Source organism: Citrobacter sp. CRE-46 (assembly GCF_059615875.1).
Genome location: NZ_CM184341.1, coordinates 912,746 through 938,217 on the forward strand (window position 1 = coordinate 912,746; position 25,472 = coordinate 938,217).

The following is a 25,472-nucleotide window of genomic DNA, read 5'->3' on the forward strand; positions in this document are numbered from 1 at the left end:
CAATATTCATTATTGCAACAGTCCTCTAATTAATAATTAGATTAACTACTGCATTCACTCTTGAACGCGATAAAATCGCCTGTCATTAGACCAGTGATAAATAAACATTCAATTTCACACTTAATCAATAAGGTTGGTGGGCGCCGTCATCAGCACTTCACACCGGGCCTTTACGGCATCGTGCAGCAACCGTACCGCCGTTGAGTGCTGCTTATAGTGCGGACAAATCATATTCAGCGGCACCTTTTCTCCCAGATAATGGGGCATCAGCAGTTGTAATCGACCGTCGCGCACATCTTCGCTGACATCCAGCCACGACTTATACACAATCCCCTCACCGGCAATCGCCAGCCGCCAGATCACCTCGGTATCGTCGCTCATTATCGTACCGCTGACCTGCACGCAGCTCACTTCACCGCGGTGGGTATCGACAAAGGTAATTACTTGAATTCACAGTGGGGGTATAAGTTAAGATATAACTTGAAAATTATATATTTTTCAATTTCTTGTTGGGCTTGTTCTAATCCCTTCGCCCGCTCCAAAGTCACTTCCCTTGATGTTTCCCTCTGTTCTGCCTGATTTCCACCTGCGACAATTTTTTTTACCGAAAATCAATGCGTTGACTTCCTCTGCAGATGCTGTGGGAGAGTTCTCATCGGTCATACACTCGTTGCCCAACGGGGGGTTACAGCTGAGTAAACTTGTTGATCCAGGGGCTGCTATTTTCGCCTGACCACAGATGTAATATCAGTTGGCGGAATTTTTCCGCCGCAGGACTAAGGGTTGTTTCACTGCGTTTTACAAGGCCAAGCGTACGGCGTATGACGGGTTCTATCAGTGGACGACTAACAAGGATGTGATGTTCATCGGCCGGCATCGCCAGACTGGGAACGACAGACACACCGAGACCCGCTTCCACCATCCCTAGTGACGTCGAAAGATGACGCACTTCATAAAACCAGTTAGGTTTCCAGGCCATTTTCTCGAAAGCCTGATCGATCAGCGATCGGTTTCCGCTGGAGCGTCTTACCCCAATCAGCTTCATACCGGCCAGATCGTCCCATGTTACCAGCGATTTATTTGCCAGCTCATTGTCGCGTCGGCATGCCAGAACGAAGGGTTCGTTCACCAGCGGCGCAAAATCGATATTTGGATGTGTGACGTTTATCATATTTATACCGAAATCTGCGTCGCCATTTAATACTGCTTCCAGGCAATCGCTGGCGCTGTGCTCCAGTATGCGGATTCGGATGTTTGGGTAGTCATTGTTGTAATCTCGTATCACTGAAGGCAGAAAATAGAACGCGGCAGTAGGGATACAGGAAACCGTAATAACACCTGCCTGATGTGTCGCCATCTCTTTAATACTGAGGATGGAACTTTCATAAAAATCTATTAAATTCTTAGCTTTAGGTAAAAATTCTCTTCCTACTGTCGTGAGCTTAACGCTGCGCGTAGAGCGTTCAAACAGCGTGGTTCCCAGGCTATCTTCCAGTTTCTGAATTCTGCGTGTTAAAGCAGGTTGTGAAATGTGAAAAAATTGGGATGCTTTCGTAAAGCATCCGATTTCTGCAATTTTTACAAACGCTTGTATCCCCTGTAGTTCATGCGGCATAGCTGTATCCCATTCTCGCTTTTATATAACCACCATAACGCACGGGCTATTAATGTGCAAAACGTATTAATCATGCTTTTTTTGGCATTAGAGTTATCAACCGGAGTGTGAAAACCTTATAGCGTTCCTGACAAAAGCGAAGTGAGATAAACATATGTTAAAGATCCCTTGCGTATTAATGCGTGGCGGTACGTCAAAAGGGCCGGTGATTCTGGCCAGCGACCTGCCTGCGGAAACAGAAGCGCGTGACGCAGTTTTACTCAGTTTGATGGGGGCAGGCCATGAACTCGAAATTGACGGTATTGGCGGTGGAAGTCCGCAAACCAGTAAGGTAGCGATAGTCAGCACTTCAGAAAGTCCTGACGCGGATGTGGATTACCTGTTTGCACAGGTGATGGTGAATGAACGTCGTGTCGATACCACGCCTAACTGCGGCAATATGCTCTGTGCGGTCGGTCCCTTTGCTATTGAAAAGGGGCTGGTGAAGGCGCAAAGCCCGGTAACGACGGTGCGGATCCGCAATCTCAATACCGGAACGCTGGTCGATGCAGAAGTGCAAACGCCTGATTATCGGGTGGTGTACGAAGGCGATACCCAGATTGATGGAGTCCCGGGGACCGCTGCGCCCATAGGCTTAACTTTCCTGAACTCTGCGGGTTCTAAAACGGGGAAATTGTTGCCGACGGACAGTGCGACAAACGTCTTCGACGGTATTGAAGTCACCTGTATAGATATGGCGATGCCGATGGTATTGATTGACGCTTCAGCTTTGGGGAAAACAGGAGGGGAATCTCCTGCAGAATTAGATGGCGATAAGGCATTTAAAGAAAAGCTGGAAAGTCTGCGTCGTCAGGCTGGCGCAGCTATGGGCTTAGGGGATGTGACAAACAAGGTGATCCCTAAACCGGTTCTTCTCAGCCCGGCGCGTAACGGCGGAACGATTCAGGTACGGTATTTCATGCCGCACACATGCCATAAATCACTGGCGATTACCGGATCGATTGGTATTTCGACCGCAACGCTGATTGAAGACTCCGTCGCGGCAAAAATTGTCGCCGATCGTCCAAAGGGGCTCTTCACTAATATCATCGATATTGAACACCCAAGTGGAAAAATATCCGTGTCCTTATTGAAGGAAGGTAACAATATCGAAAAAACCCGTGCCGCTGTGATACGTACTTCACGCAAGTTATTTGAGGGTGCCGTATGTGTACCGGAAAAAATGCTCACTGAAGTTGCGTAAATAAAATTTAAATAAAAAATATCTGCCTTAAAAAATTACACTCTGTACCTTAACAATAATACCGAGGTTATTATGGCGTTAACTCATGCTAACAATACCCTGAAAGCTTCAGATTCTGTAAAAGCCGGAGCGCATATTCGCGTGATTCTGGCCCTGGCATTATCCGGGCTTGCAGAACTTGCTTCTCTGTTTTTTATTCAGCCACTGCTTCCGACGCTTGCTGTGGAATATAATGTTCCTGTCAGCCAGGTGAGTATTATCTTATCAGCAGAAACGGCGTTGCTGGCTATTGGATTGCTGTTTACTGGGACATTATCCGATCATTATGGCAGAAAACGGTTAATTGTTGTCTCCCTCCTGTTAGGCGGTATTCTTACGCTGCTCTGTCCGCTGATGGAATCCTGGGCGATGCTGGTGGCGCTACGTGCGGTAATTGGTCTGGCGCTGAGTGGTATCGCTGCGGCGGCCACTGCCTACATCAGTGAAGAAGTCGCCCCGGTGGCGGCAGGTATCGTAACGGGATATTTTGTCTTCGGTAACTCCATGGGCGGCATGTCCGGTCGTATTGTTGCCAGCCAACTTATTGATCACGTTTCAATAAATGCCATCTTTTACGGTTTTGCGGCCAGCTTGATTGTGGTTGCCATTCTGGTTAAGTTTTTACTACCTGAATCTAAAAACTTCACCCCAACGCAAAACCTTAACATTACGCGTATGGTGAAAGGGGCTGCATCGCATTTCAAAAACAAAAATCTGGCGCTGGCTTTTGTTATCAGCTTCATTATTTTCGGCGCATTTACCTCGCTTTATAACTATCTGGCCTTCTTCCTGAAAGGCGAGCCGTTCCATATTTCACCGGCAAACGCAGGTCTGCTCTCCTTTAGCTTCGCCCTGAGTTTCTTTACGGCTCCGCAGGCTGGTCGTTTAAGTGCGAAATATGGCGCGATGAAAGTATTGCGTGTGCTTTTTCTGATTATGGCCTTAGGCATGCTGCTGACGCTGACGTCGAATGTCATCACCTTTATTGTTGGCGCGGTGATTTTTACCGGCTGTTTCTTCGGCTGTCACTCTATTGGTTTGAGCTGGGTAAGTAAAAATGCAACGCATGCAAGAGGCCAGGCCGTTGCACTCTATTTATTCTTTTACTACATGGGCGGTTCGGTGATTGGTTTTATCAACGGTTTTGTTTTCCATTCACTGGGCTGGATGGGGATGACCGGGTTGATTCTGGTATTGCTTGCCATTGGCGTTGTCGTGGCAACGTATCTGGCATCCGGTCCAAAACCGGTACTGGTGCCCGCCCAGTCCGCAGAATAAAAAGTTTGGCAATTTGTTCACGCCTCAGGGCGTAAACAAAAAACAGGTATGTATATCAATCGGGTGTCATCATGAAATTAGCAAGTTATATTCATCAGGGCCGTAAAAGCTACGGGATTTATACAGAATTCGGCGTTATCGATTTGGGTAATAAAATCGGCCATCAATATGCGACGTTGAAAGACCTTCTTCAATGGGATGCTGTTGACGTCGCAAGGCAATACAACGATTGCCCTGTGGATATTACGCTTGAAGATATTACCTTTTTGCCCGTTATCGAAGAGCCAGGAAAGATTTTCTGCGTTGGGATGAATTACGCTGAAAAAAGAAAAGAGTTTGCCGAGACGAATAATGCCCCGACGCTGTTTATCCGTTTTCCTGATTCACAAACCGGTCATGCCCAACCTGTGCTTAAACCTGAGTTGTCGAGAGAATTCGATTATGAGGGCGAGCTGGCTGTCATCATTGGTAAACCGGGCACCCGAATTGATGTAAATAATGCGCTCAATCATGTCGCGGGATACAGCTGCTATATGGATGGCTCCGTTCGTGACTGGCAGCACGCGTGGTTTACCGCCGGTAAAAACTGGAAGCAAACCGGCGCTTTTGGCCCCTATATGACTACAGCGGATGAGATACCCGATCCTCATGCGTTGACCATCCATACCTGGCTGAATGGCATGCTGGTTCAGAACGACTCCACTGGTAGCATGATCCACAAAGTGGCAGATCTTATCGCCTATATCAGCACATTCACCTCCCTCAGCGCCGGTGACGTCATTATTACGGGTTCGCCTGGCGGCGTCGGTAAAAAACGCAATCCTCCGTTATTTATGCACGATGGCGATCGGGTTGAAGTTGAAATCGAAAATATTGGTCGTCTGATTAATACCATTGTGGAAGCCCAACCGCAGCAAGAAGCGTTGCTTGTTTAGACGGTCAGGAGAGAGACGATGTACACCGCCAGAACGCCAGAATTTGAGGTTATAAAAGCCGGTAATGCTCAGGCCAGAGAGGAGGTTGCCCGCTTCCTGGCACGCAACGGTTTAGGCATTGATGACGATATCTCGCAATTTATTGTTGCACTCTACCAGCGTCAGATTATTGCCTGCACCGGTATTGCGGGTAACACCTTAAAATGCATCGCAGTGGATTCCGGGTGGCGTGGCTCGTCGTTAATCCTGACGTTAATTCATGAGGCCGAACTTCTGGCGGCACAAAACGGCGAACATCAGCTCTTTCTTTTTACCTGTCCGGATAATGTGAAGTCGTTTCGCGGATGCGGATTCTATCCGCTTGTCACCGTCAATAACTGTGCGGCATTAATGGAGAATACGCCGGTTGGTATTCATCGTTACTGCAGCCAGTTGCGTAGCCACCATTTCGTGCCGGGGAAAAATATTGGCGCGATCGTGATGAACGCGAATCCATTCACGCTGGGCCATCAATATCTTATTGAGCATGCGGCAAGCCAGTGCGACTGGCTCCATGTTTTCGTGGTTCAGGAAGATGTCTCCGCTTTTTCGTTTAAAGAACGGTTTGCGATGGTCAGGGACGGATCGCGGCATCTGAAAAATGTCACTGTTCATCCGGGGTCTGCCTATATTATTTCGCGCGGGACCTTCCCAGGCTATTTCCTGAAAGATAAGCAGGTGATAGATAAAGTCTACGCGGCAATTGATCTTATGCTGTTCAGAAATTACATCGCACCTGCGCTGAATATCACTCATCGTTTTGTGGGGACGGAGCCATTCTGTCAGTTAACCGCAGAATATAACCGGGCGATGCATCACTGGCTGGAAAATGCAACGAGTACAGCGGCCTGTATTCACGTACACGAAATAGAACGAAGAACGGACGGTAATGATGTGCCGGTCTCTGCTTCAGCCGTTCGTCGTTTATTAAAAGAAAACCAAATTGCTGCCGCCAGTCGTATGGTGCCTGCCACCACGCGCGCGTTTCTGAATAACGGGGGACAGCATCAGCCTCGTTTATCCGAATCGTTGTCGGCAGCGGTTTAACCGCATTATCACAGGAAAACTGATATGAAAATTGTACAAGCCGCGATGGCGGGAACGCTGGAGTCCAGTGACCTTATGGTGAAGGTCAGTCCCGTCGAGAGCGGGCTGGATGTGGTCATTCACAGCGAAGTGTATAAGCAGTTCGGCGACCGAATTACCGAAGTTGTGTATGAAACCCTGGCTGCGTTCAACATCGAGCAAGGGCAGATCATTATTGATGATAAAGGCGCGCTGGATTGCGTGATCCGTGCCCGTATACAGGCTGCTCTGCTCAGAGGTTCGGCTCGGGAAGATATTGCATGGGAAAAGTTATAATGAAAAAGTTACGTCGCAGTATGTTATTTATTCCGGGTTCAAGTGCCGCCATGCTTTCTACGGCATATATTTATAAACCGGACTCCATTATGTTTGATCTGGAAGATGCCGTAGCGCTAAAAGAAAAAGACAGCGCCCGCCTTCTGGTATTTCATGCCCTGCAAAACCCGATGTACAAAGATATTGAAACCGTTGTCAGAATTAATCCGCTGAATACACCTTTTGGATTAAAAGATCTGGAAGCCGCCGTCAGGGCGGGCGTTGATGTTATTCGTTTACCGAAAACCGACTCTCCGGAAGATATCCACCAGCTTGAACGCGAAATTGTTCGCATTGAAGAAAATTGCGGGCGCCCTGTCGGCTCAACGAAATTAATGGCAGCGATCGAATCTGCCGTTGGCGTTATTAATGCAGTCGCCATTGCGAAATCGTCTGACCGTTTAATGGGGATTGCGCTGGCCGCCTTTGACTATGTGATGGATATGCAAACTGAGCGAGGCGACGGGACTGAGCTGTTTTACGCCCGCTGTGCCGTATTACATGCCGCGCGCGGGGCGGGTATTGACGCTTTCGATGTGGTGTACGCCGATGTGAATGATGAAGCCGGTTTCCTGAAGGAAGTGGATCTGATTCGACGGATGGGCTTCAACGGAAAATCGCTGATTAATCCGCGACAAATTGAAATTCTGCATAACGCCTACGCGCCAACCCAGGAAGAGGTGGATTACGCACAGCGCGTGATTGCAGCTGCAGAGGAAGGGGAACGCAACGGACTCGGGGTGATTTCGCTGAACGGCAAAATGATTGATGCGCCGATTATCAACCATGCTCGCGTGGTTATCGAACGCAAAAATGCTTCCGGCATTCGTCAGTAATCCCCCATTACAAGCGACAGGATGAATAATGAAAAACCTAACTGAAACTCTGCACCACATTCCAGACTCCCGTCGTGAGTACGTCGCATTCAGCGGCGCGAACGCGACGACGCCTTATCTTGCTGATCATCAGCAAAAGTACCAGCGCAAACTTTTTGCCAGTGTGGACGATGTTCTGGCCCGCTGCGATCTGCATGACGGTATGACCGTCTCCTTTCATCACGCCTTCCGCGAAGGGGATAAGGTCATCAATTACGTGATGGATAAGCTGGCTCAGCGCGGCCTGAAAGGAATCACGCTCGCGTCCAGCTCGTTAATGTCATGCAATACCCCGCTTATTGAACACATTCGTAATGGCGTGATCGGCAAAATCTATACCTCCGGGATGCGTGGTGATCTGGCGGATGCAATTTCGCACGGTCTGATGGACGAGCCGGTACAAATCCATTCCCACGGTGGGCGGGTGAATTTGATTCAGAAGGGCGAAATTGCCATTGACGTCGCGTTTCTGGCGGTTTCCTGCTGCGATGAATATGGCAATGCCAGCGGCAATGGCGGCAAATCGCAGTGCGGCTCCCTCGGTTACGCCATGGTCGATGCAAAATATGCCAAAAAAGTGGTGTTGCTCACCGAAACCCTGAAGCCTTTCCCCAACTTGCCAGCCAGTATCGTTCAGGATCAGGTTGACTATATTGTGCAGATTGAGAGCGTCGGCGACCCGGCAAAAATCAGCGTAGGCGCCGCCAGGGTCACCAGTAATCCACGTGAGCTGATGATCGCCCGTTCTGCCGCCGACGTGATCGAACACTCAGGTTATTTCCGCAACGGATTTTCCATTCAGACCGGCTCAGGTGCGGCGTCAACGGCGTGTACGCGTTTTATGGAAACCCGGATGCGCAAGCACAATATTGTGGCCCGGTTCGCCCTGGGCGGAATCACCGGCAGCATTGTCGATCTGCATCAGAAAGGGTTAATTGAAAAGATCCTCGATACGCAAAGCTTTGACGGTGCGGCGGCAGCCTCCATGGCGATCAATCCCGACCATGTGGAAATCTCCACTAACGTCTATGCGAACCCGGCCGCAAAAGCCGCCTGCTGCGACAGGGTGGATGTGGTCATCCTCAGCGCACTGGAAGTAGACACCCAGTTTAACGTCAATGTCCTGACCGGCTCCGACGGCGTAATGCGCGGCGCGTCGGGTGGACACTGCGACGTCGCGGCTGCGGCAAATCTCACTATTGTCGTTGCCCCGCTGATCCGCAGCCGCATTCCTACCGTCGTCAGGCAGGTCACTACGCTGGTAACGCCGGGTGAAAGTATTGACGTTCTGGTTACCGACCACGGTATTGCCGTTAATCCGGCGCGCCCGGAAATCCGCGAACGTCTGATCAACGCCGGACTGCCCGTCGTCGACATCGAAGCCTTGTATCAACAGGCACTGCTGATCTCGGGCAAACCTAAGGCGGTTGAATTTACTGACCGAATTGTTGGTGTGGTGCGCTACCGCGACGGCAGTGTGATTGATGTGGTTCGCCAGGTGAAGGAGTAAGTCCCATGACGGATAAAGCCTCGAATGCAAGTGTCTCTCTGGAACAGGTTCTGGCTTCCCGGGTGCAACGAGCCCGTCGGCAGCAGGCGTGGCTGTTTCAGTCGGATCATACCGTGGTTTCCGTCACGCTGGTCTGGCCGGGCGAGGTGAAGGACACCGCGCTGGCCAGGCGCGTGATGGCCGTTGCGAATCAGGCTCTCGGAGAGCTGTTCCACACACATCAGTGGAAGGTTTGTCGGCATCAGGCGTTGCACCCGGTCACCGGGCCGGAAGCGCTCTGGTCGGTCGCGGCTCCCGCGTGGATGATTAAACACGTCACGGCGCATCTGGAAGATAACCATCCTTTGGGACGTCTGTGGGATATCGACGTGTTTTGTCCGAAAAAGGGGCTGCTGAAAAGAAATGCCATCCAGCAGCCGATGCGTAGATGCTTTATCTGTCATGAACCTGCTCATGTTTGTTCCCGTTCGCGACGTCATTCGCAGGCCGAGCTAACGCGCGTGATCGAGGAGTTAACCGATGACTACTTCGCTTGCCAGATTTAACGAACCAGACGTGCAGCGCTCCTTTGCTGAGCTGGCTGTCGAGGCCCTGTACCGGGAAATTAATTTAACCCCGAAACCGGGTCTGGTGGATCGCGTAAACAGCGGGGCGCATAGCGATATGAATTTCGCACTGTTCATAACCAGTATCGCGGCGATTGCCCCCTGGCTGTCACTCTTTTTCAACACAGGCAGAGAGACTGCTTATCTTGCTGGTCCGCAAACGCTGCGGGCGCTAAGGCCGACTGGCCTGGCCTGTGAGCAGGCGATGTTTACCGCCACCGGCGGGGTGAACACTCATAAAGGGGGGATCTTCTCGCTGGGGCTGCTGTGTGCTGCGGCGGGTCGTCTTACCCAAAGGCATGACGCGCTCACGCAACGCAGCCTGTGCCATGAGACCAGCCTTATCTGTACCGGCATTGTCGAGCAGGAATTGAAAAATAGCGGTATCGCAAAAACGAAGGGAGAGCAGCAGTTTCAGGCATACGGGTTCACCGGGGCAAGAGGGGAAGCCGCCAGTGGTTTCATCACTGTACGCCAGTCAGGTCTTCCGCATCTGCAAACCGCGTTACGTCAGGGAGAATCCGAAGAGGTGGCGTTACTGAGGATGTTGCTGGGCCTGATGGCGGCAAATCCGGATACCAATCTGGTTTCTCGGGGAGGGACCGCAGGGCTGAATTACGCCAGACGTTACGCCAGACGATTATTAAAAATACAGCGTCTCACGGCGGATAAATTAGTCAAGGCGTTATTCAGAATGGACGCGGAATTTATCAAACGGAATTTAAGCCCTGGCGGTAGCGCAGATCTTATCGCCGTTGGATGGTTATTGTCGCAATTTCCAGCCGAATAATCGCGAATAGCGTAACAGGAAAACGTCATGATTGAACAACGCCTGCAGCAGCTCAGAAACGTTTATACCCTTATTCTGGTGCCGGGTCTGAGAGACAGCGATGAATATCACTGGCAAAGCTGCTGGGGACGACGTTTTCCTTTCTGGAGGCGGATTCAGCAAAAAAACTGGCTAGAACCTGATATTGAAAACTGGGTTTCCGCCATTACCCGCGAGCTGGCGCTTTCTCCGCTGCCCGCCATTCTCGTCGGCCATAGTTTTGGCGCGCTGGCGTCGTGCAGGTTACTGCAAACGCGCCGGGTAAACGTCGCCGGGGTCGTTATGGTCGCACCGGCAGAACCCGCGTTTTTCGGCCTTGAAGAGGCCATTCAACCCGCGTCTTTACCCGTTCCCTGCCTGATGTTTGCCAGCAGAAATGATCCCCTGATGCCTTTCTCGCGCGCGCAGTTCTGGGCGGCTTGCTGGGAGGGGCATTTAATCGATATCGGGGAGGCGGGACATATTAATGCCGAGTCTGGCTTTGGCGAATGGCCGTACGGACTCGAACGCTTAACAGAATTTTGTGAACAACTTTAGCTTTAACAGGAGAACCTATGTTAGATGATTATAATCAGCACCAGCATGCGCGTGCTGAATCGGGTATTCCGGCGAAACCCTTAACAGCGCAACAAACTGATGCACTGATTCAACGTTTAATCAATGATGCACCCGTACATCATCCGGAATTAATTCATTTATTGACCCATAGCGTACCACCGGGTGTCGATCCTGCGGCAAAGTTAAAAGCCGAGTTTTTATTTAAGGTGGCGTTGCAGGAATACCGTGTTGACGGGCTTACTCCCGAAGCAGCAACGGCGCTGCTGGGCTCAATGCAGGGCGGCTATAACGTCCAGCCACTGATCGATCTTCTTGAGCATCCCGATCTGGCACCGCTGGCCGCGCAGCAGCTTTCTTCTACGATCCTGATCTTCGAAAAATTCAGCCTGGTTGAGGCCAAAGCACTGAGCGGTAACGTCCAGGCACAAGAGGTGCTGCAGTCCTGGGCTGATGCCGAATGGTTTACCCGCCGTCCGGCCATGGCTGAAAAAATCACCCTGAAGGTGTTTAAGGTTCCCGGTGAGACCAATACCGACGATTTGTCTCCTGCGCCGGAGGCGTGGTCACGCCCGGATATTCCGCTGCACGCGCTCTCCATGCTCAGTAACGTCAGGGAAGGGGTTGTGCCTGATGAACCCGGCGTGCGTGGTCCTGTCCGTCAGTTGGCAGCGCTAAAAGAGGGCGGCTGGCCGCTGGTGTACGTGGGTGACGTCGTGGGGACCGGATCATCACGTAAATCCGCTACCAACTCCATCCTGTGGCACATCGGGAACGATATTCCGTACGTGCCGAATAAACGTAACGGCGGGTTTGTATTTGGCGGCAAGATTGCCCCTATTTTCTTCAACACCCTGGAAGATTCCGGTGCCTTGCCGGTAGAGATGGATGTCTCTGCGCTGACGACCGGAATGCTGATCGATCTTTACCCCTACAAGGGCGAAATTCGTGAAACAGAAAGCCAGCGGCTGGTGACAACCTTTACCCTGAAAACCGAGGTGCTACTGGACGAAGTGCGCGCCGGCGGGCGTATCCCGCTGATTATCGGACGCAGCCTGACGGCGAAAGCGCGTGAATCCCTGAAGCTGGCGCCTTCCGAGGTATTCCGCAAGCCCGCGTTAGTTGCGCCTTCCGCGAAAGGTTTTACGCTTGCACAAAAAATGGTGGGTAAAGCCTGCGGCGTCGCAGGGATCCGACCTGGACAGTATTGCGAGCCGAAGATCGCGACCGTGGGTTCTCAGGACACCACCGGCGGGATGACGCGTGACGAGCTAACCGACCTCGCGTGTCTCACGTTTTCAGCCGATCTGGTGATGCAGTCGTTCTGCCACACCTCTGCATATCCTAAGCCAGTAGATGTTCAACTCCATGAAACCCTGCCGCAGTTTATCACCAGCCGTAACGGGGTTGCGCTGAAACCGGGCGACGGCATTATCCACTCATGGCTTAACCGCATGCTGCTGCCGGACACGGTTGGTACAGGCGCTGACTCCCATACTCGCTTCCCGCTGGGGATCTCCTTCCCTGGTGGTTCCGGGCTGGTGGCGTTCGCCGCCGCGACGGGCATTATGCCGCTGGATATGCCTGAATCAGTACTGGTGCGCTTTAAGGGCGAGATGCAGAAAGGGATCACCCTGCGCGATCTGGTGCATGCCATTCCGCTGTATGCCAAAAAGCAGGGGCTGTTAACGGTCGAGAAAAAGAATAAGCGCAATATTTTCTCGGGCCGGATCCTCGAAATTGAAGGGTTGGAAATGTTGAGTGCAGAGCAGGCGTTTGAACTGGCTGATGCCTCTGCCGAGCGCTCCGCTGCGGCCTGCGTTATGCGTCTGGCGGAAGACAATGTCGCGCAATATTTGCGCTCCAATGCGGCCCTGCTGCGCTGGATGGTTAAGCAGGGTTATGAGAACGCCGCCACGCTTGAACGCCGTATTGCTGAGATGGAGGCATGGCTGGCTAGCCCGTCGCTGCTGTCTGCCGATCCTGACGCGGAATATGCTGCTGTCATTGATATTGATCTTAATGAAATCACCGAACCGGTAGTCTGTGCCCCGAACGATCCGGACGATGCCCGGTTACTTACTGAGGTTGCCAGCACGCCCATTGAAGAGGTCTTCATTGGTTCCTGCATGACAAACATTGGTCATTTCCGCGCTGCGGGTAAAATCATGGCCGGTGGCAGCGAAAACCAGGCGCGCTTGTGGCTGGCGCCGCCGACTAAAATGGATGCCCAACAACTCTCCCGTGAAGGCTATTTTAGTCAGTTTATTAAATCAGGGGCGAGAATCGAGCCTGCGGGCTGTTCCCTGTGCATGGGAAACCAGGCGAGGGTTCGCGAAGGGAGTAACGTGGTATCGACCTCGACGCGAAATTTCCCGAATCGTCTGGGAACGAATGCTAAAGTATTTCTTGCCTCCGCAGAATTAAGCACCGTCGCGGCCATGTTGGGTAAAATGCCCACCGTTGAAGAATATTTTAGCTATACCGATAAGCTTTATGACGCACATGAGGATATCTATCGCTATCTCAGTTTTGATACCTTAGGTGAATATCAAATCACGGAAGGCGATAATATCAAGGTTGTGAATTTGTAATATTTATCATTTGTTTAATAAATGTATTTAGTGTGTGGAGGCTCCTCTGCGGAGCGGCCTCTGCTATTCAGGGACCCTTTTCTCATGGGTGAGATATGCTTAAATCGAATATTTTAAAAACAATCTTGCTTGCCGTGATAATATTATTATCAATATTTATTCCTCCGCCTGATGGATTAACTAAAGAGGCGTGGATACTGGCAGGAATATATTTATCCGCTATCGTTGGGCTGGTTATTAAACCCTATCCTGAACCCGTCATTATGCTGGTTGCGGTTGCGTTAACCTGTTTTACCGTGACAAAATTTCCGGATTCACCCGTCAAATCACTGGATGTGCTGAGCGGGTACGCGTCAGGCACCACCTGGCTGGTGTTTAGTGCCTTTACGCTGAGTGCGGCATTTGTCACTACCGGCCTCGGGAAACGGCTTGCATACTGGTTTATCCTTAAATTTGGCAGTACGACGCTGAGACTGGGGTATGTTACCGCCTTGCTGGATTTGGTGTTGGCGCCTGCGACGCCCTCAAATACCGCGCGGGCAGGTGGGGTGGTTTTCCCTATTATTAACAGCATCGCGACAGTATTGGGCTCAACGCCAAAAGAGTCACCCAGCAAAGCTGGCCGTTATTTAATGGTCAACGTCTATATGGTCACGAAAACGACCAGCTATATGTTTTTAACGGGCTTTGCCGGTAACGCGTTAGCGCTACAGCTCATTTCAGATATCTTTCATATTCATATTAGCTGGATCGGCTGGATGCTGGCGGCAGCACCGTTGGGGTTATTGATGCTGTGTATCATTCCCTATATCTGCTACCGGGTTGCTTCCCCGGAAATTAAAAAAATTGATAATGTCGCTATTGCGACCAACGGACTTCAAAGTCTTGGGGCAATGAGCCTCAAAGAGAAAGGGTTGGTGGTCATTTTTGTCGCTGCATTATTGGGCTGGATCTTCTCACGTAAACTTGGACTCAATGAATCTGCGGTCGCCATTATCGCAATGGGAGCGGCACTGCTGTTTAATATTATTGGCTGGAGTGATGTCCAGAAAAATAAAGGTGGCTGGAATACCCTGATGTGGTACGGGGGCATCATTGGTCTGAGCGCAACCCTGAGCAAGGAGGGATTTTTCCGCTGGCTGGCCGATTTCATGTCAGCACATCTGGATTTTCTCAGTGCCGGGAATATGACTATTGTGATTATTGTGTTTCTCAGCGTGCTGGTGCGCTATTTCTTTGCTTCCGGCGGGGCATACGTCGCAGCAATGGTACCGGTCTTTGCCACTGTAGGCCTGGTCACCGGAACGGCACCTGTTTTGCTGGCGCTTGCCATCCTATTTTCCAACTCCTACGGCGGTTGCATCACTCACTATGGTGGCGCGGCGGGGCCGATTATCTTTGCCGCAGGGTATAATGACATTAAGTCGTGGTGGACAATCGGTACTATCGTGGCATTGTGCACGTTTGTGCTTCACATGCTCGTCGGTATTCCCTGGTGGGGGTTCCTGATACAGCACGGTATGCTGCAGTCTTAATCGCCCGGTGGCGGCTACGCCTAATTTTGGCTGGAAAGGCTAAAACTGTAGGTCGGGTCAAGCGTAGCCGCCACCCGACCACATCACTATTGTGACGTATTCGTAAGCAATAAATTACGTGGCTTGCTCTCAGCCCTTCGCCCGCTCCAGATTTCCTTTTCCTGAAGTCATCCCTTAGAAAAGTTAAATAGCCGCATCGACATCCGCTGGTAGTGTACTGTTCCCTTCCCCCAGAGCGCGTTGCAGCAAAACTGTATCCAGCCAGCGACCATGCTTGAAGCCAACGTCTTTCAGCGTGCCTATTTCTGTAAATCCGACCTGCTGATGAACTTTTAACGATCCCTGATTATTGCTGTCACCGACCATGGCAATTAATTGTCGATAGCCGTGCGTTTCGGCCCAGTCAATAACATGGCGCAGTAACGCACTTCCCGCCCCTTGACGCTGTGCCGCCGGGTCAATGTAAATCGAATCTTCGAGGGTATAGCGGTAAGCGTAGCGTTCACGATAACGAGTGAGATAACAATATCCGATGACCTTGTCTTCCTGCAGGGCGACAACCCACGGCAGCCCCAGACTATGAATTTTTTCCAGACGAGCCAGCATTTCGTGGGTATCCGGTGGGGCGGTTTCAAAGCTGCCAGTACCGTGAATAACGTGGTGTGCATAGATATCGCGTATGGCGGGGATGTGTTTTTCTTCTGCATTAACGATTTTCATTAGACCAGCTCCCATTGGCGTCTTTTTTCAGATTACCTGAAAGTCTGAAGGGAAGGTAAGCGCAAAAAGTTATGCTTCAATCACCAGTTCATAATGAAATTAGGCTTGTTAATTGTAAGGGTAAAGAATTGATTGTGGCTGATGCTGACGATAGCAAGTCAGGGTGATAAATAAAATGTTAAATAGGAAAACTGATAATTTCCCACACCGACATTGGTGGATGGGAAAATACTAACGTTCAATCATAAATTAATAAAGTACTTTAATATCATGATATTATCACTGTACCTAATTATTATTGCGGCTGTACCCTTAATTTTATTTCATCAACACTGCCTGCAACCTAAAAATACGTTATAGTGCTTATCTTGTTATCTGAACACTTGTTATCAGAACTTTCTCTATTCATACCAAATAGTTACCATGCGAACAGTTACAGAGGGTAGTTATGTCATCCGGCAATAGTTAACATCGTCACATGACTTCTCCACGGGAAATTAATCTAAATCCAGAATTCAATCCCAAGAGTATTAGAATAACTTAGTCTAAAATCCTTTTTTTGCCTAAGCATTATCTTATTACATAGCCACGAACTACGCTGAGTGATAAAATTCTCGAGTTTATGCCTTCTTTCCAATGATTAGAGGACGAGGCACAGGTAGTCAATAAGACGAAAGAATTAATTGCTTCATAACCCTATTACGAAATAAGCGGCAGTGCGTCTTACATGGTCGGCAACCGTCAGGGATTGACTGTAACTTATTGAAAACGCTTATTTTCACTATGATGTAAGATATAAGGGCAGATATGTTAAGTATGCGTCGACATGCCAACTTCATTAAACGTTTTAAGTCTGTAAGCTGTTTATTTACGGCAAGCATTCTTTTCCCGATGCCAATCTCTGCGGCGGTATCAGATTATGACGCTTTGGTTATTGAAGCGCGGGGAGGTAATAGCGCACCGCTATTACGTTTCCTTGAGGATCAGGGAAAGAAAAGCGCGCTAACGCCAAATCAGGTTGCCGACTGGCTGCAAGTTTCCAGTTGGGTCGATAACAACGATAAAACCACAATTGAAATCTGGCAGCAGTATCGTGGACAGATGAATGTACCTGCCCGGGGCAAAGTCGCCGCTGCACGAGCATATCGCAACCAGAAGAACTGGAATGATTCTTTAGCCATCTGGGAAAGCGTTTTACAGGAAGAGCCTGATAACGTAGATGTACGTACCGGCTGGATAATGACGTTGGCGGATGCTCGCTACAATCAGCAAGCCCTTACTGAAGCGAATAAATGGGCGCAGGCGCATCCCGGGGCTGATTCTGATGCGCTACTTGCCTATGTCTACCATTCGCAGGGAAAAAACTGGGATGCATTGTTAGTTGCCAGCCAGGCGGATGACGTCGATCCAGGCAACAAAAATGCAAAATCCACATTACTGTCTGCGCTGTCAGCAAACCGCGTTTCCGGGCCCGCCTTAAATATGGCAGAGGTGGTACCAACTGCCGATCCGGTGAAGCGTCGCCTTGAGCTTGATGCGGCGGCTGAAATGGTACGTTCCTCTTATACCTCTGCGCGTAATGAAGAAGAGCGTTTTATCGTGGCCGATAAAGCGCTGGCCCGTTATGACCAGTTGCTGACTGCCTGGAAAGATGAGCCTTCTGCGCAGAATGATGTCCGTCGGGCCAGAATTGACCGCATGGGCGCCTTGCTGGTCCGTAAACGCACTTCTGAAGTGATTAGTGAATACGAATCGCTGTCTGCGAGCGGCGAGGTGCCAAACTACGCAAAACGCTGGGTAGCATCGGCATGGTTAAGCGAACGGCAGCCGGAAAAAACCGAAGCGATGCTGATGAGCATCTACTATCCGAACGGACCGATTCCGGTTACGCCGCTCGGTCCTGAGGATCAACAGGATCTGTTCTACGCGCACATCGATAATGAAAACTTTGATGCAGCTAAAAAACAGGTCGATGCGTTAATTAAAGACAGCCCATATCTGCGACGCATCTATGGTTCGCCAACGCCGCAGCCAAACGATAACTGGCTGCTGGGACAGTCGCTGCTGACGCAATATCATGTCGCTGCCAATGAACTGCCGGAGGCAGAAAAACTCGCAGAGCATCTGGCGCGAACAGGCTCGGGTAACCAAGGGCTGCGCATATCCTATGCTTCTGTTCTTGAAGCCCGTGGACTGCCGCATGCGGCGGAGAAAGAGCTTAAGCTGGCGGAAGTGATTGAGCCCAGTAACCTGGAACTGGAGCGTCAGCAGGCCTATGTGGCGCTGGATCTCCAGGAGTGGAAGCAGGCCGATGAACTGACGGATGACGTTATTGCTCGCAGTCCGGATGATGAAGCGACGCTGCGCCTCGCACGCATGCGTGATGTGCATAAAATGTCGGAAGTACGTATTAGCGGCACGCAGGGGATCTCGTCCGATAGCCCGGTCAGCGGTAAGAATGATTTCAACATCAACACGGCCATTTACAGCCCGCCAATTAATGACAACTGGCGACTGTTTACCGGATTCAACTTCGCGACCGGCGAGTTTGAGGAAGGGAAAGGGATTAGCCGCGATCTGGCGGCTGGTGCGGAATGGACTTCCCGTGATTACTGGGCCGAAATGGAAGTGTCTGGCCGAAACTATGGCGATGGGCAGAAAATAGGCGGTCGTCTTTCCGCCTGGCATGATTTCAACGATAACTGGCGCGTGGGCGGTTCGGCCGAGCGTCTTTCGCGCAACACGCCACTGCGCGCGCTGCGTAGCGGCGTATATGCCAACAGCGGCGATTTGTTTGTTCGCTGGTATCAAAACGAACGACGTGAATACCAATTGTCGTTTGCCGCATCACATTTCTCGGATGGTAACGATCGCATCGAATATGGGCTGAGCGGAAAAGAGCGCATGTGGACCACGCCGCGCTTTACGCTGGACTTTACCCCGGGTATCGGTGGGAGCACCAACACTAAAGAGAATGTGCCGTATTACAACCCTAAGAGTGATTTTTCCGTTGTGCCAGGCCTGAGCGCGGAACAGGTTCTTTACCGCCATTATGACACCGTGTGGACCCAGCAAGGCATAGCCGGAGTGGGTGGCTACTGGCAGCAAGGTGAAGACGTTGGCGCTATCGTTCAGGTGGGATATGGACAACGGCTCAAATGGAACAACGTCGTAGATGGCGGGGTGATGCTGGTTTGGGATAAACGCCCCTATGACGGTAAACGTGAGCGGAATATCTCCCTCGCTTTCGATTTAAATGTCAGGTTTTAAGGATTGTTCATGCTGAAAAGATGCCTGTGGCTTAGCGCATTAATCGCTGGCTGGTTGATGATTACCGCGTGCAGTAGCGCGCACAATACAACGCCTCGCTATGTTCCTCCCGCAGAGAGAACGCCGTTGACGGCAGATCATCCATGGCCGAAAAACAGCTTCCTGGTGCTCGGCTATCATGATGTTGAGGATGGCGCCGCCGACCAGCGCTACCTCTCCGTGCGCACCAGCGCGTTGAGCGATCAAATGGCCTGGCTGCGTGATAATGGCTATAACCCGATTAGCGTGCAGCAAATTCTGGACGCTCATGACGGTAAAATTGTGTTGCCGGAAAAAGCGGTCTTACTCACCTTTGACGACGGATACAGCAGTTTTTATACCCGCGTCTGGCCGCTGCTGAAAGCCTACAACTGGCCTGCGCTCTGGGCTCCAGTGGGCAGTTGGGTTGATTCTCCAGCCAATAAAAAAGTCGATTTTGGCGGCTTAATGACGGCGCGAGATAAATTTGCCACCTGGAAGATGGTCGAGGAAATGGGCAAATCGCCGTTGGTGGAAGTGGGGGCGCACACCTGGAACTCGCATTTCGGCGCTGAGGCGAACCCGCAAGGAAGCAAGGAACCTGCGGTGGCGAATCGCCTTTTCGATAAGAAAACCGGGACTTACGAAACCGACGAACAGTACAATCGTCGCATTAATACTGATATCTCGCTGATCACCAATAAGATTAAATCGGTAACCGGGAAATCGCCGCGCGCGTGGGTGTGGCCTTATGGTGCGGCTAACGGCACCACCTTAAACCTGGCCAAAGAACATGGCTATAAGATGGCCTTTACGCTCAATGAAGGGCTGGCGAACGCTGCGTTTCTTGATGATATCCCGCGCGTACTGATCTCTGATAACCCGTCTCTCAAGCGCTTTGCCAGTCAGGTCGCTCAGGTACGTGAACCACAAACGATGCGTGTGATGCACGTCGATCTGGATTACGTGTATGACAAAGATCCTGCCCAGCAGAAGCGAAACATCGACAAGCTGATCCAGCGTGTTTATGACATGCGTATTTCTCATGTCTTCCTGCAGGCGTACGCCGATCCTAAAGGCGACGGGAATATTCGCGAACTCTATTTCCCTAACCGCTGGCTGCCGATGCGTGCCGATCTCTTTAACTATATCTCCTGGCAGTTACAAACGCGGGCCGGGGTGACGGTATATGCCTGGATGCCGGTACTGGCTTTCGACCTCGATGCTTCCATTCCACGCGTGACGGCATGGGATCCGAAAACAGGACGCACTGCGATCAATCACGAGAACTATGTGCGTCTGTCTCCCTGGGACAGCGAAGCGCGTAAACGTATCACTGAAATCTATGAAGACCTGGCGAAGCATGCCAGCTTCAAAGGGATTTTGTTCCACGACGATGCTTTCCTGACGGACTTTGAAGATGCGTCACCGGAGGCGTTAGCCGCCTACCGCGCCGCAGGGCTTCCGGGAAGTATTGAGCAAATCCGTAGCAACCCTCAAACCTTCGAACGCTGGACGCGCCTGAAAAGTAAGATGCTGATCGACTTTACTAAGCAACTGACGCAATCGGTACGCAATATTCGCGGTCCGCAGGTGCAAACTGCCCGCAATATATACGCCATGCCGGTACTGGAGCCTGAAAGCGAAGCCTGGTTTGCGCAAAACCTGAATGATTTCCTCAATACCTATGACTGGACGGCACCCATGGCGATGCCATTCATGGAGCAGATCCCGGCTAATGATGCCAATGCCTGGCTCGACAGATTAGTCAATGCCGTTGCACAAACGCCCGGCGCGCTGGACAAAACCGTGTTTGAACTGCAGGCACGAGACTGGCGTAAATCCGGGGACGAGGCAGAAATCAGTGGAAAACAAATAGCCGAATGGATGCGCCAACTGAAACTAAGTGGTGCAGGTAACTACGGCTATTATCCGGATGATTTCATCAGCGACAAACCTGAGATGTCAGAGATTCGCTCGACGTTCTCCTCATACTGGTACCCGCAAAAATGACCGATCGCATTATTGCTTTCCTGATACTTTGCCTGATGTTCAGCCTGCCGTTTGGCGTGGCTGTCATCTTTACAGGTGAAGTCATGTTGAACTTCGTCTTCTTCTGGCCTTTATTCATGTCTGCATTATGGATAAGCGGCGGGGTCTATTTCTGGTTTTATCGTGAGCGTCACTGGAAATGGGGAGACGATACACCGCCACCGACGCTGGAGGGAAATCCGCTGGTTTCCATTTTGATCCCCTGCTTTAACGAAGGAATCAACGCGCGGGAAACCATCGGCGCTGCGATGGCACAGCGCTACAAGAATATCGAAGTGATTGCCATTAACGACGGTTCAACGGACGATACGCACGATGTTCTGGAACAGTTGGCGATTGAGTACCCCAGCCTGCGCGTCATTCATCTGGCTGAAAACCAGGGCAAAGCGCTGGCGCTCAAAACGGGCGCGGCCGCTGCGCGCAGCGATTACCTGGTGTGTATTGATGGCGATGCGTTACTGGATCGCGATGCCGTGGCGTATCTGGTCGCTCCGCTGATCCAGTTCCCACGCGTTGGGGCGGTAACCGGCAACCCGCGTATTCGCACCCGTTCCACGCTAATCGGTCGTGTGCAGGTCGGTGAGTTCTCTTCCATTATCGGCTTAATTAAGCGTACTCAACGAGTCTATGGTCAGATCTTTAGCGTCTCTGGCGTAGTTGCGGCGTTTCGTCGTCGTGCGCTGGCCGAGGTGGGGTACTGGAGCCCGGACATGATCACCGAAGACATCGATATCAGTTGGAAACTGCAATTGCGCCATTGGTCGATATTCTTTGAGCCGCGCGCGCTGTGCTGGATCCTGATGCCTGAAACGTTAAGAGGGCTGTGGAAGCAGCGCCTGCGCTGGGCGCAAGGCGGGGCGGAGGTGTTTATTGTTAACATGCGCCGTCTGTGGTCGTGGGAGTTCCGTCGCATGTGGCCGCTATTTTTCGAGTTCTGCTTTTCTACCACTTGGGCATTTGCCTATGCGATCAGTATCGTGCTGTTCCTGCTGGGACTGATGATCCCGATGCCGGACTCGCTGTATGTTCAACATCTGTTCCCGCCAGCCTTTACCGGACTTATTCTCGGCGTGGTCTGCTTAATACAGTTTGCGATAAGCCTGATGATTGAACGACGCTATGAAAAAGGCATTGGCGCCTCATTGTTCTGGATAATCTGGTTCCCGGTGGTGTACTGGCTGTTGAGCCTGTTTACCACGTTGGTGTCATTCCCGAAAGTGATGCTCAAACGCAAACGCGGCAGGGCGCGCTGGGTGAGTCCTGACCGTGGAATAGGGAGGATCGAATCATGAGTCAGCCGCTGATCTTTACGGAGCGGCGTCTGCTGCCGCGCATCATTGACGTTCTGTTAACGATTTTTGCCTGGGTTGGATTTTTATACTTAATCTACAAAGGGCTGATTACGGCCCTGGCGCATTCACCGTATATGGGCGTGCGTCCCTTTTTCACCACGCTGGATACGGTCACGTTTTACATCCTTGTCGCGCTGGTCAACGGACTGGTGCTGATCGGCTGGGCGAAATACAACCAGTTTCGTTTTCGGGTGGAGCGTCGCAGTCGCAGACCAGGACTGGAAGACCATGAGCTGGCGGAAAGTTTACGTATTACCCGTGAACTGGTTACAGAGTTGAACAAAGCGAGGGTGCTGACGGTCCATCACCATGAGAATGGCGAAATCAGTCATATCGATGTGGACAAGCACATCGCCGATAACCGCCTGCCGCCGCCGACGCCTGCAATGCTGGAATATTTGCCGCCGGAGCGGGAGCCATTGTTACAGAAAAGGCCCGAGTGATATTTCTGCTACCCGCCACTTCCTTCAGCCTCGCATCGGTCTATGATTAGACTCAGACAATAAAAATGCGAGGTAATGTCGTGGAAAAGGAACTACTGGAGGCAGGTTACCGGGCCTATACCGGCGAGAAGATTGATGTCTACTTCAACACGGCGATATGTCAGCATTCAGGAAACTGCGTGCGGGGAAGCGCGAAGCTTTTCAATCTGAAACGCAAACCCTGGATAATCCCCGATGAAGTGGATGTCGCGACGGTTATTAAGGTCATCGATACCTGTCCAAGCGGTGCGCTGAAATATCGCCAGAAATAAGTGAGGGAACCATGGAAATTCTTGCAGGCCACAACAAATTTTATGTCAACGATGCTGAAGGCAATCAGGTTGCCGAGATTGTCTTTGTGCCGACGGGCGAGCACCTGAGCATCATTGAACATACCGATGTTGACCCCAGTCTGAAAGGTCAGGGCGTCGGCAAACAGCTGGTGGCGAAGGTGGTGGAGAAAATGCGCGCTGAAAATCGCAAAGTGATTCCGCTGTGTCCGTTTGCCAAACATGAATTTGATAAAACCCGCGAGTACGACGATATTCGCGCCTGAAGTCTGATTTCCGCCGGATAGCCTTATCCGGCATATCACTCCCGATGCAACAAATCCTGATAAATGCCCGTCAGTACCCCTTGCGGGCCAAACTCTTTTTTAATCCACTGAGTGACTCGACCGGTTGCCGAATGCTGGGTTGCCAGCAGCATCCGTGAATCCTGACGCGGATTGTGGATCTGTCGCGTGACCAGCAGCGACTTTTCCATCGCTTCGCGCACCATATAATCCGGTAAAAAACCGATGCCTTCGCCCAGAATTTGGCACTGACATTTGGTATTAAAATCTGGAACCAGAATCGACTCCTGACCGTGTAACAGCCACCCGACCTTTTTGTTAATGGTGTGGGCGGTGTCTTCCACCATAATGTTCGGATACAAACGCAACTGGCTCTCAGAAATCGGTTCAGGCATAAATGCCAACGGATGATCCGGGGCAATGGCAAACGACCAGCGAATAGCGCCGATCTCGGTATAATCAATCCCGCCGCCGTCCAGTAACGTATCGGGCGCGCCAATGGCGATATTGGCAAGGTTGTTGATGATCGAATCCCAGACGCCGTTATAGACCTCGGTGGTGACGGTTATCTGGCAGGTAGGGAACTGTTTCTTGAGTACCTGCAGTAGCCGCGCCGTATGCTGTGGGGTGTACAACAACTGGTTAATACAGATGCGCACCCGGGCTTCAATGCCCTGAGCGATGGTATCAATGCTGCGCTTAATCGCGTGGAAATCGTTGAGCAGGTCGGAGGCCTTGCGAAACAGATAGCGACCAGACTCGGTCAACTCAATGCTTCGGGTGCTACGCGTAAACAGCACCACATCGAGCCCCATCTCCATGCGTTTAATGGTGTAGCTAATAGCCGATGTGGTTAAGCCCAGCTCCTCCGCAGCTTTGCTGAAGCTGCTGTAGCGGGCTGCCATAGTAAATGCCAGCAGATTTTCCTCGGTAAAAATGGAATTCATCTTTTCTCCCCTCAGGCTACCAACACGCCCCGCCGCATAATGATTGTTGAATGTATTTGTAATCCTTATACAGAGCAATCAGTCTTGAACAGAATTTAACACTAGTTTTACATTTGATTTGAAGGCAATCACACTTCTGCATATTAATTGCAGGCCGCTATCCGCGCAGCATACCGCTTGTTTTACCCGACTATTCATGAGTGGCAAAAAACGCCCCAGCCATAAGGGAAAGATTGCACTACAGCACGCTTTGCTCTCATTGTTAAATTTTATTCAATAATTGACGCGCTTACGATGAATGAAATTTAAGCGGGTGTTATTCTCTACACTCTGTTGCTATTCTCAGCTTATCGGATATTTAGAAAGTCTAAAAAACTGCAGGAGAGCAATTATGTCAGAGAAAGAACTCATTACTGAATTTCTGCTGGCGGCAGAACAAGGTAATGCCGATGGATTAAAATCCTGTCTGGCAAAAAATGTGGATATTAATGCCACGAACCGCCAGGGACGTACCGCCATTATTATTACCAGCCTGAATAAGCATTATGACTGTGTTTCTTTATTGATTGCCGCCGGTGCCGATATTAATAAACAGGACCAAACCTGTTTTAATCCTTTCCTGATTAGCTGCCTGACTAACGATTTAACGCTGCTGCGTACCGTATTACCTGCTAACCCCGACCTTAACTGCCTGAGTCGTTTTGGCGGCGTAGGCATTACGCCAGCCAGTGAAAAAGGTCATGTGGAGATCGTGCGCGAGCTGCTGCTGCGTACCGATATCAATGTCAACCATACCAACTTCGTGGGCTGGACGCCGCTTCTGGAAGCCATTGTGCTTAATGATGGCGGCGCGAAGCAGCAGGAGATCGTCAAGCTGCTACTTGACCATGGCGCAAACCCGCATATGACGGATAAATACGGTAAAACCCCGCTGGAACTGGCGCGGGAGAAAGGTTATCACGAAATTGCCGAGCTGCTGATTGCCGCCGGAGCCTGACAGAGGA

At 51.0% G+C, this 25,472-nt stretch carries 22 protein-coding genes and 1 pseudogene; 19 read left to right on the forward strand and 4 right to left on the reverse strand.

Going from position 1 to position 25,472, the window contains the following annotated elements; translation table 11 throughout:
- Positions 1-120: 120 nt before the first annotated feature.
- Positions 121-426: pseudogene (locus AC534G_RS04440) on the reverse strand (LysR substrate-binding domain-containing protein); the annotation flags it as partial.
- Positions 427-685: 259 nt separating this feature from the next.
- Entirely contained in the window at positions 686-1,615 is a 930-nt protein-coding gene (locus AC534G_RS04445) for a LysR family transcriptional regulator (protein WP_085048772.1), read from the reverse strand.
- Between the two features lie 154 nt (positions 1,616-1,769).
- On the opposite strand from AC534G_RS04445, the gene AC534G_RS04450 reads away from it, so the two are divergent.
- The 12 genes from AC534G_RS04450 (at position 1,770) to AC534G_RS04505 (ending at position 15,053) form a co-directional block, all read left to right on the forward strand.
- A complete protein-coding gene (locus AC534G_RS04450; protein ID WP_110496924.1) occupies positions 1,770-2,858 on the forward strand; it encodes a 4-oxalomesaconate tautomerase in 1,089 nt (362 codons plus the stop codon).
- A gap of 72 nt (positions 2,859-2,930) precedes the next feature.
- Positions 2,931-4,175 carry an MFS transporter gene (locus AC534G_RS04455; protein WP_085048773.1) on the forward strand — a complete coding sequence of 415 codons (1,245 nt, stop codon included), beginning with the start codon at positions 2,931-2,933 and terminating at the stop codon, positions 4,173-4,175.
- Between the two features lie 71 nt (positions 4,176-4,246).
- The gene (locus AC534G_RS04460) at positions 4,247-5,110 is read left to right on the forward strand and encodes a fumarylacetoacetate hydrolase family protein (protein ID WP_038633441.1); all 864 of its coding nucleotides are present in this window, start codon (positions 4,247-4,249) and stop codon (positions 5,108-5,110) included.
- An 18-nt stretch (positions 5,111-5,128) separates the two neighbouring features.
- Positions 5,129-6,196 (forward strand): [citrate (pro-3S)-lyase] ligase, encoded by a 1,068-nt coding sequence (citC, locus tag AC534G_RS04465; protein ID WP_110496926.1) that lies wholly within the window; start codon positions 5,129-5,131, stop codon positions 6,194-6,196.
- Positions 6,197-6,220: 24 nt separating this feature from the next.
- Positions 6,221-6,511: a citrate lyase acyl carrier protein gene (citD, locus tag AC534G_RS04470; RefSeq protein ID WP_110496928.1), complete on the forward strand. Its 291-nt coding sequence runs from the start codon at positions 6,221-6,223 to the stop codon at positions 6,509-6,511.
- Positions 6,511-7,386, forward strand: a complete 876-nt coding sequence (gene citE, locus AC534G_RS04475) for a citrate (pro-3S)-lyase subunit beta (RefSeq protein WP_038633430.1) — start codon at positions 6,511-6,513, stop codon at positions 7,384-7,386. Before citD ends, citE begins: the two co-directional genes overlap by 1 nt.
- 28 nt (positions 7,387-7,414) lie before the next feature.
- On the forward strand, positions 7,415-8,935 hold the full coding sequence (gene citF, locus AC534G_RS04480; RefSeq protein WP_199981030.1) for a citrate lyase subunit alpha: 1,521 nt from the start codon (positions 7,415-7,417) through the stop codon (positions 8,933-8,935).
- A 5-nt stretch (positions 8,936-8,940) separates the two neighbouring features.
- Positions 8,941-9,480 (forward strand): citrate lyase holo-[acyl-carrier protein] synthase, encoded by a 540-nt coding sequence (gene citX / locus AC534G_RS04485; protein ID WP_110496930.1) that lies wholly within the window; start codon positions 8,941-8,943, stop codon positions 9,478-9,480.
- Positions 9,455-10,330: a triphosphoribosyl-dephospho-CoA synthase CitG gene (gene citG / locus AC534G_RS04490; RefSeq protein WP_110496932.1), complete on the forward strand. Its 876-nt coding sequence runs from the start codon at positions 9,455-9,457 to the stop codon at positions 10,328-10,330. The genes citX and citG overlap by 26 nt, the downstream gene beginning before the upstream one ends.
- 27 nt (positions 10,331-10,357) lie before the next feature.
- Entirely contained in the window at positions 10,358-10,906 is a 549-nt protein-coding gene (locus AC534G_RS04495; protein WP_038633418.1) for an RBBP9/YdeN family alpha/beta hydrolase, read from the forward strand.
- 17 nt (positions 10,907-10,923) lie between these two features.
- Complete coding sequence (acnB, locus tag AC534G_RS04500) at positions 10,924-13,518, forward strand: bifunctional aconitate hydratase 2/2-methylisocitrate dehydratase (protein WP_110496933.1); 2,595 nt, start codon at positions 10,924-10,926, stop codon at positions 13,516-13,518.
- 95 nt (positions 13,519-13,613) lie between these two features.
- Entirely contained in the window at positions 13,614-15,053 is a 1,440-nt protein-coding gene (locus AC534G_RS04505; protein WP_038633412.1) for an anion permease, read from the forward strand.
- Positions 15,054-15,236: 183 nt separating this feature from the next.
- Here the strand turns inward: AC534G_RS04505 and AC534G_RS04510 are convergent, their stop codons facing one another.
- Positions 15,237-15,773 carry a GNAT family N-acetyltransferase gene (locus AC534G_RS04510; protein ID WP_087856770.1) on the reverse strand — a complete coding sequence of 179 codons (537 nt, stop codon included), beginning with the start codon at positions 15,771-15,773 and terminating at the stop codon, positions 15,237-15,239.
- Positions 15,774-16,580: 807 nt separating this feature from the next.
- On the opposite strand from AC534G_RS04510, the gene pgaA reads away from it, so the two are divergent.
- From pgaA to AC534G_RS04540, 6 genes are all read left to right on the forward strand, one after another.
- Positions 16,581-19,043 (forward strand): poly-beta-1,6 N-acetyl-D-glucosamine export porin PgaA, encoded by a 2,463-nt coding sequence (gene pgaA / locus AC534G_RS04515; RefSeq protein WP_110496935.1) that lies wholly within the window; start codon positions 16,581-16,583, stop codon positions 19,041-19,043.
- A gap of 9 nt (positions 19,044-19,052) precedes the next feature.
- A complete protein-coding gene (gene pgaB / locus AC534G_RS04520) occupies positions 19,053-21,074 on the forward strand; it encodes a poly-beta-1,6-N-acetyl-D-glucosamine N-deacetylase PgaB (RefSeq protein ID WP_174330197.1) in 2,022 nt (673 codons plus the stop codon).
- Positions 21,071-22,405 carry a poly-beta-1,6-N-acetyl-D-glucosamine synthase gene (pgaC, locus tag AC534G_RS04525; protein WP_034167705.1) on the forward strand — a complete coding sequence of 445 codons (1,335 nt, stop codon included), beginning with the start codon at positions 21,071-21,073 and terminating at the stop codon, positions 22,403-22,405. Before pgaB ends, pgaC begins: the two co-directional genes overlap by 4 nt.
- Positions 22,402-22,908, forward strand: coding sequence for a poly-beta-1,6-N-acetyl-D-glucosamine biosynthesis protein PgaD (pgaD, locus tag AC534G_RS04530; protein WP_034167704.1), 507 nt, complete (start codon positions 22,402-22,404; stop codon positions 22,906-22,908). The genes pgaC and pgaD overlap by 4 nt, the downstream gene beginning before the upstream one ends.
- A gap of 65 nt (positions 22,909-22,973) precedes the next feature.
- A complete protein-coding gene (gene yjdI, locus AC534G_RS04535; protein WP_160955400.1) occupies positions 22,974-23,219 on the forward strand; it encodes a 4Fe-4S mono-cluster protein YjdI in 246 nt (81 codons plus the stop codon).
- Positions 23,220-23,230: 11 nt separating this feature from the next.
- Positions 23,231-23,503, forward strand: a complete 273-nt coding sequence (locus AC534G_RS04540; RefSeq protein WP_003033869.1) for a GNAT family N-acetyltransferase — start codon at positions 23,231-23,233, stop codon at positions 23,501-23,503.
- A gap of 35 nt (positions 23,504-23,538) precedes the next feature.
- Here the strand turns inward: AC534G_RS04540 and AC534G_RS04545 are convergent, their stop codons facing one another.
- Entirely contained in the window at positions 23,539-24,468 is a 930-nt protein-coding gene (locus AC534G_RS04545; RefSeq protein WP_038633395.1) for a LysR substrate-binding domain-containing protein, read from the reverse strand.
- A gap of 391 nt (positions 24,469-24,859) precedes the next feature.
- Here AC534G_RS04545 and AC534G_RS04550 point away from each other — a divergent pair, with 391 nt between their 5' ends.
- Positions 24,860-25,465, forward strand: coding sequence for an ankyrin repeat domain-containing protein (locus tag AC534G_RS04550; protein ID WP_110496939.1), 606 nt, complete (start codon positions 24,860-24,862; stop codon positions 25,463-25,465).
- Positions 25,466-25,472: the final 7 nt, after the last annotated feature.

Bases quoted from the DNA above. Each gene is read 5' to 3' on its own strand.
- citX (WP_110496930.1), top strand. From the start codon at position 8,941: ATGACGGATAAAGCCTCGAATGCAAGTGTCTCTCTGGAACAGGTTCTG.
- pgaB (WP_174330197.1), top strand. From the start codon at position 19,053: ATGCTGAAAAGATGCCTGTGGCTTAGCGCATTAATCGCTGGCTGGTTG.
- pgaA (WP_110496935.1), top strand. From the start codon at position 16,581: ATGTTAAGTATGCGTCGACATGCCAACTTCATTAAACGTTTTAAGTCT.
- citD (WP_110496928.1), top strand. From the start codon at position 6,221: ATGAAAATTGTACAAGCCGCGATGGCGGGAACGCTGGAGTCCAGTGAC.
- acnB (WP_110496933.1), top strand. From the start codon at position 10,924: ATGTTAGATGATTATAATCAGCACCAGCATGCGCGTGCTGAATCGGGT.
- AC534G_RS04510 (WP_087856770.1), bottom strand. From the start codon at position 15,773: ATGAAAATCGTTAATGCAGAAGAAAAACACATCCCCGCCATACGCGAT.
- yjdI (WP_160955400.1), top strand. From the start codon at position 22,974: ATGCGAGGTAATGTCGTGGAAAAGGAACTACTGGAGGCAGGTTACCGG.
- AC534G_RS04460 (WP_038633441.1), top strand. From the start codon at position 4,247: ATGAAATTAGCAAGTTATATTCATCAGGGCCGTAAAAGCTACGGGATT.
- pgaC (WP_034167705.1), top strand. From the start codon at position 21,071: ATGACCGATCGCATTATTGCTTTCCTGATACTTTGCCTGATGTTCAGC.
- citE (WP_038633430.1), top strand. From the start codon at position 6,511: ATGAAAAAGTTACGTCGCAGTATGTTATTTATTCCGGGTTCAAGTGCC.
- AC534G_RS04445 (WP_085048772.1), bottom strand. From the start codon at position 1,615: ATGCCGCATGAACTACAGGGGATACAAGCGTTTGTAAAAATTGCAGAA.
- AC534G_RS04505 (WP_038633412.1), top strand. From the start codon at position 13,614: ATGCTTAAATCGAATATTTTAAAAACAATCTTGCTTGCCGTGATAATA.
- AC534G_RS04455 (WP_085048773.1), top strand. From the start codon at position 2,931: ATGGCGTTAACTCATGCTAACAATACCCTGAAAGCTTCAGATTCTGTA.
- AC534G_RS04495 (WP_038633418.1), top strand. From the start codon at position 10,358: ATGATTGAACAACGCCTGCAGCAGCTCAGAAACGTTTATACCCTTATT.
- AC534G_RS04550 (WP_110496939.1), top strand. From the start codon at position 24,860: ATGTCAGAGAAAGAACTCATTACTGAATTTCTGCTGGCGGCAGAACAA.
- citG (WP_110496932.1), top strand. From the start codon at position 9,455: ATGACTACTTCGCTTGCCAGATTTAACGAACCAGACGTGCAGCGCTCC.
- pgaD (WP_034167704.1), top strand. From the start codon at position 22,402: ATGAGTCAGCCGCTGATCTTTACGGAGCGGCGTCTGCTGCCGCGCATC.
- AC534G_RS04450 (WP_110496924.1), top strand. From the start codon at position 1,770: ATGTTAAAGATCCCTTGCGTATTAATGCGTGGCGGTACGTCAAAAGGG.
- AC534G_RS04545 (WP_038633395.1), bottom strand. From the start codon at position 24,468: ATGAATTCCATTTTTACCGAGGAAAATCTGCTGGCATTTACTATGGCA.
- citC (WP_110496926.1), top strand. From the start codon at position 5,129: ATGTACACCGCCAGAACGCCAGAATTTGAGGTTATAAAAGCCGGTAAT.
- citF (WP_199981030.1), top strand. From the start codon at position 7,415: ATGAAAAACCTAACTGAAACTCTGCACCACATTCCAGACTCCCGTCGT.
- AC534G_RS04540 (WP_003033869.1), top strand. From the start codon at position 23,231: ATGGAAATTCTTGCAGGCCACAACAAATTTTATGTCAACGATGCTGAA.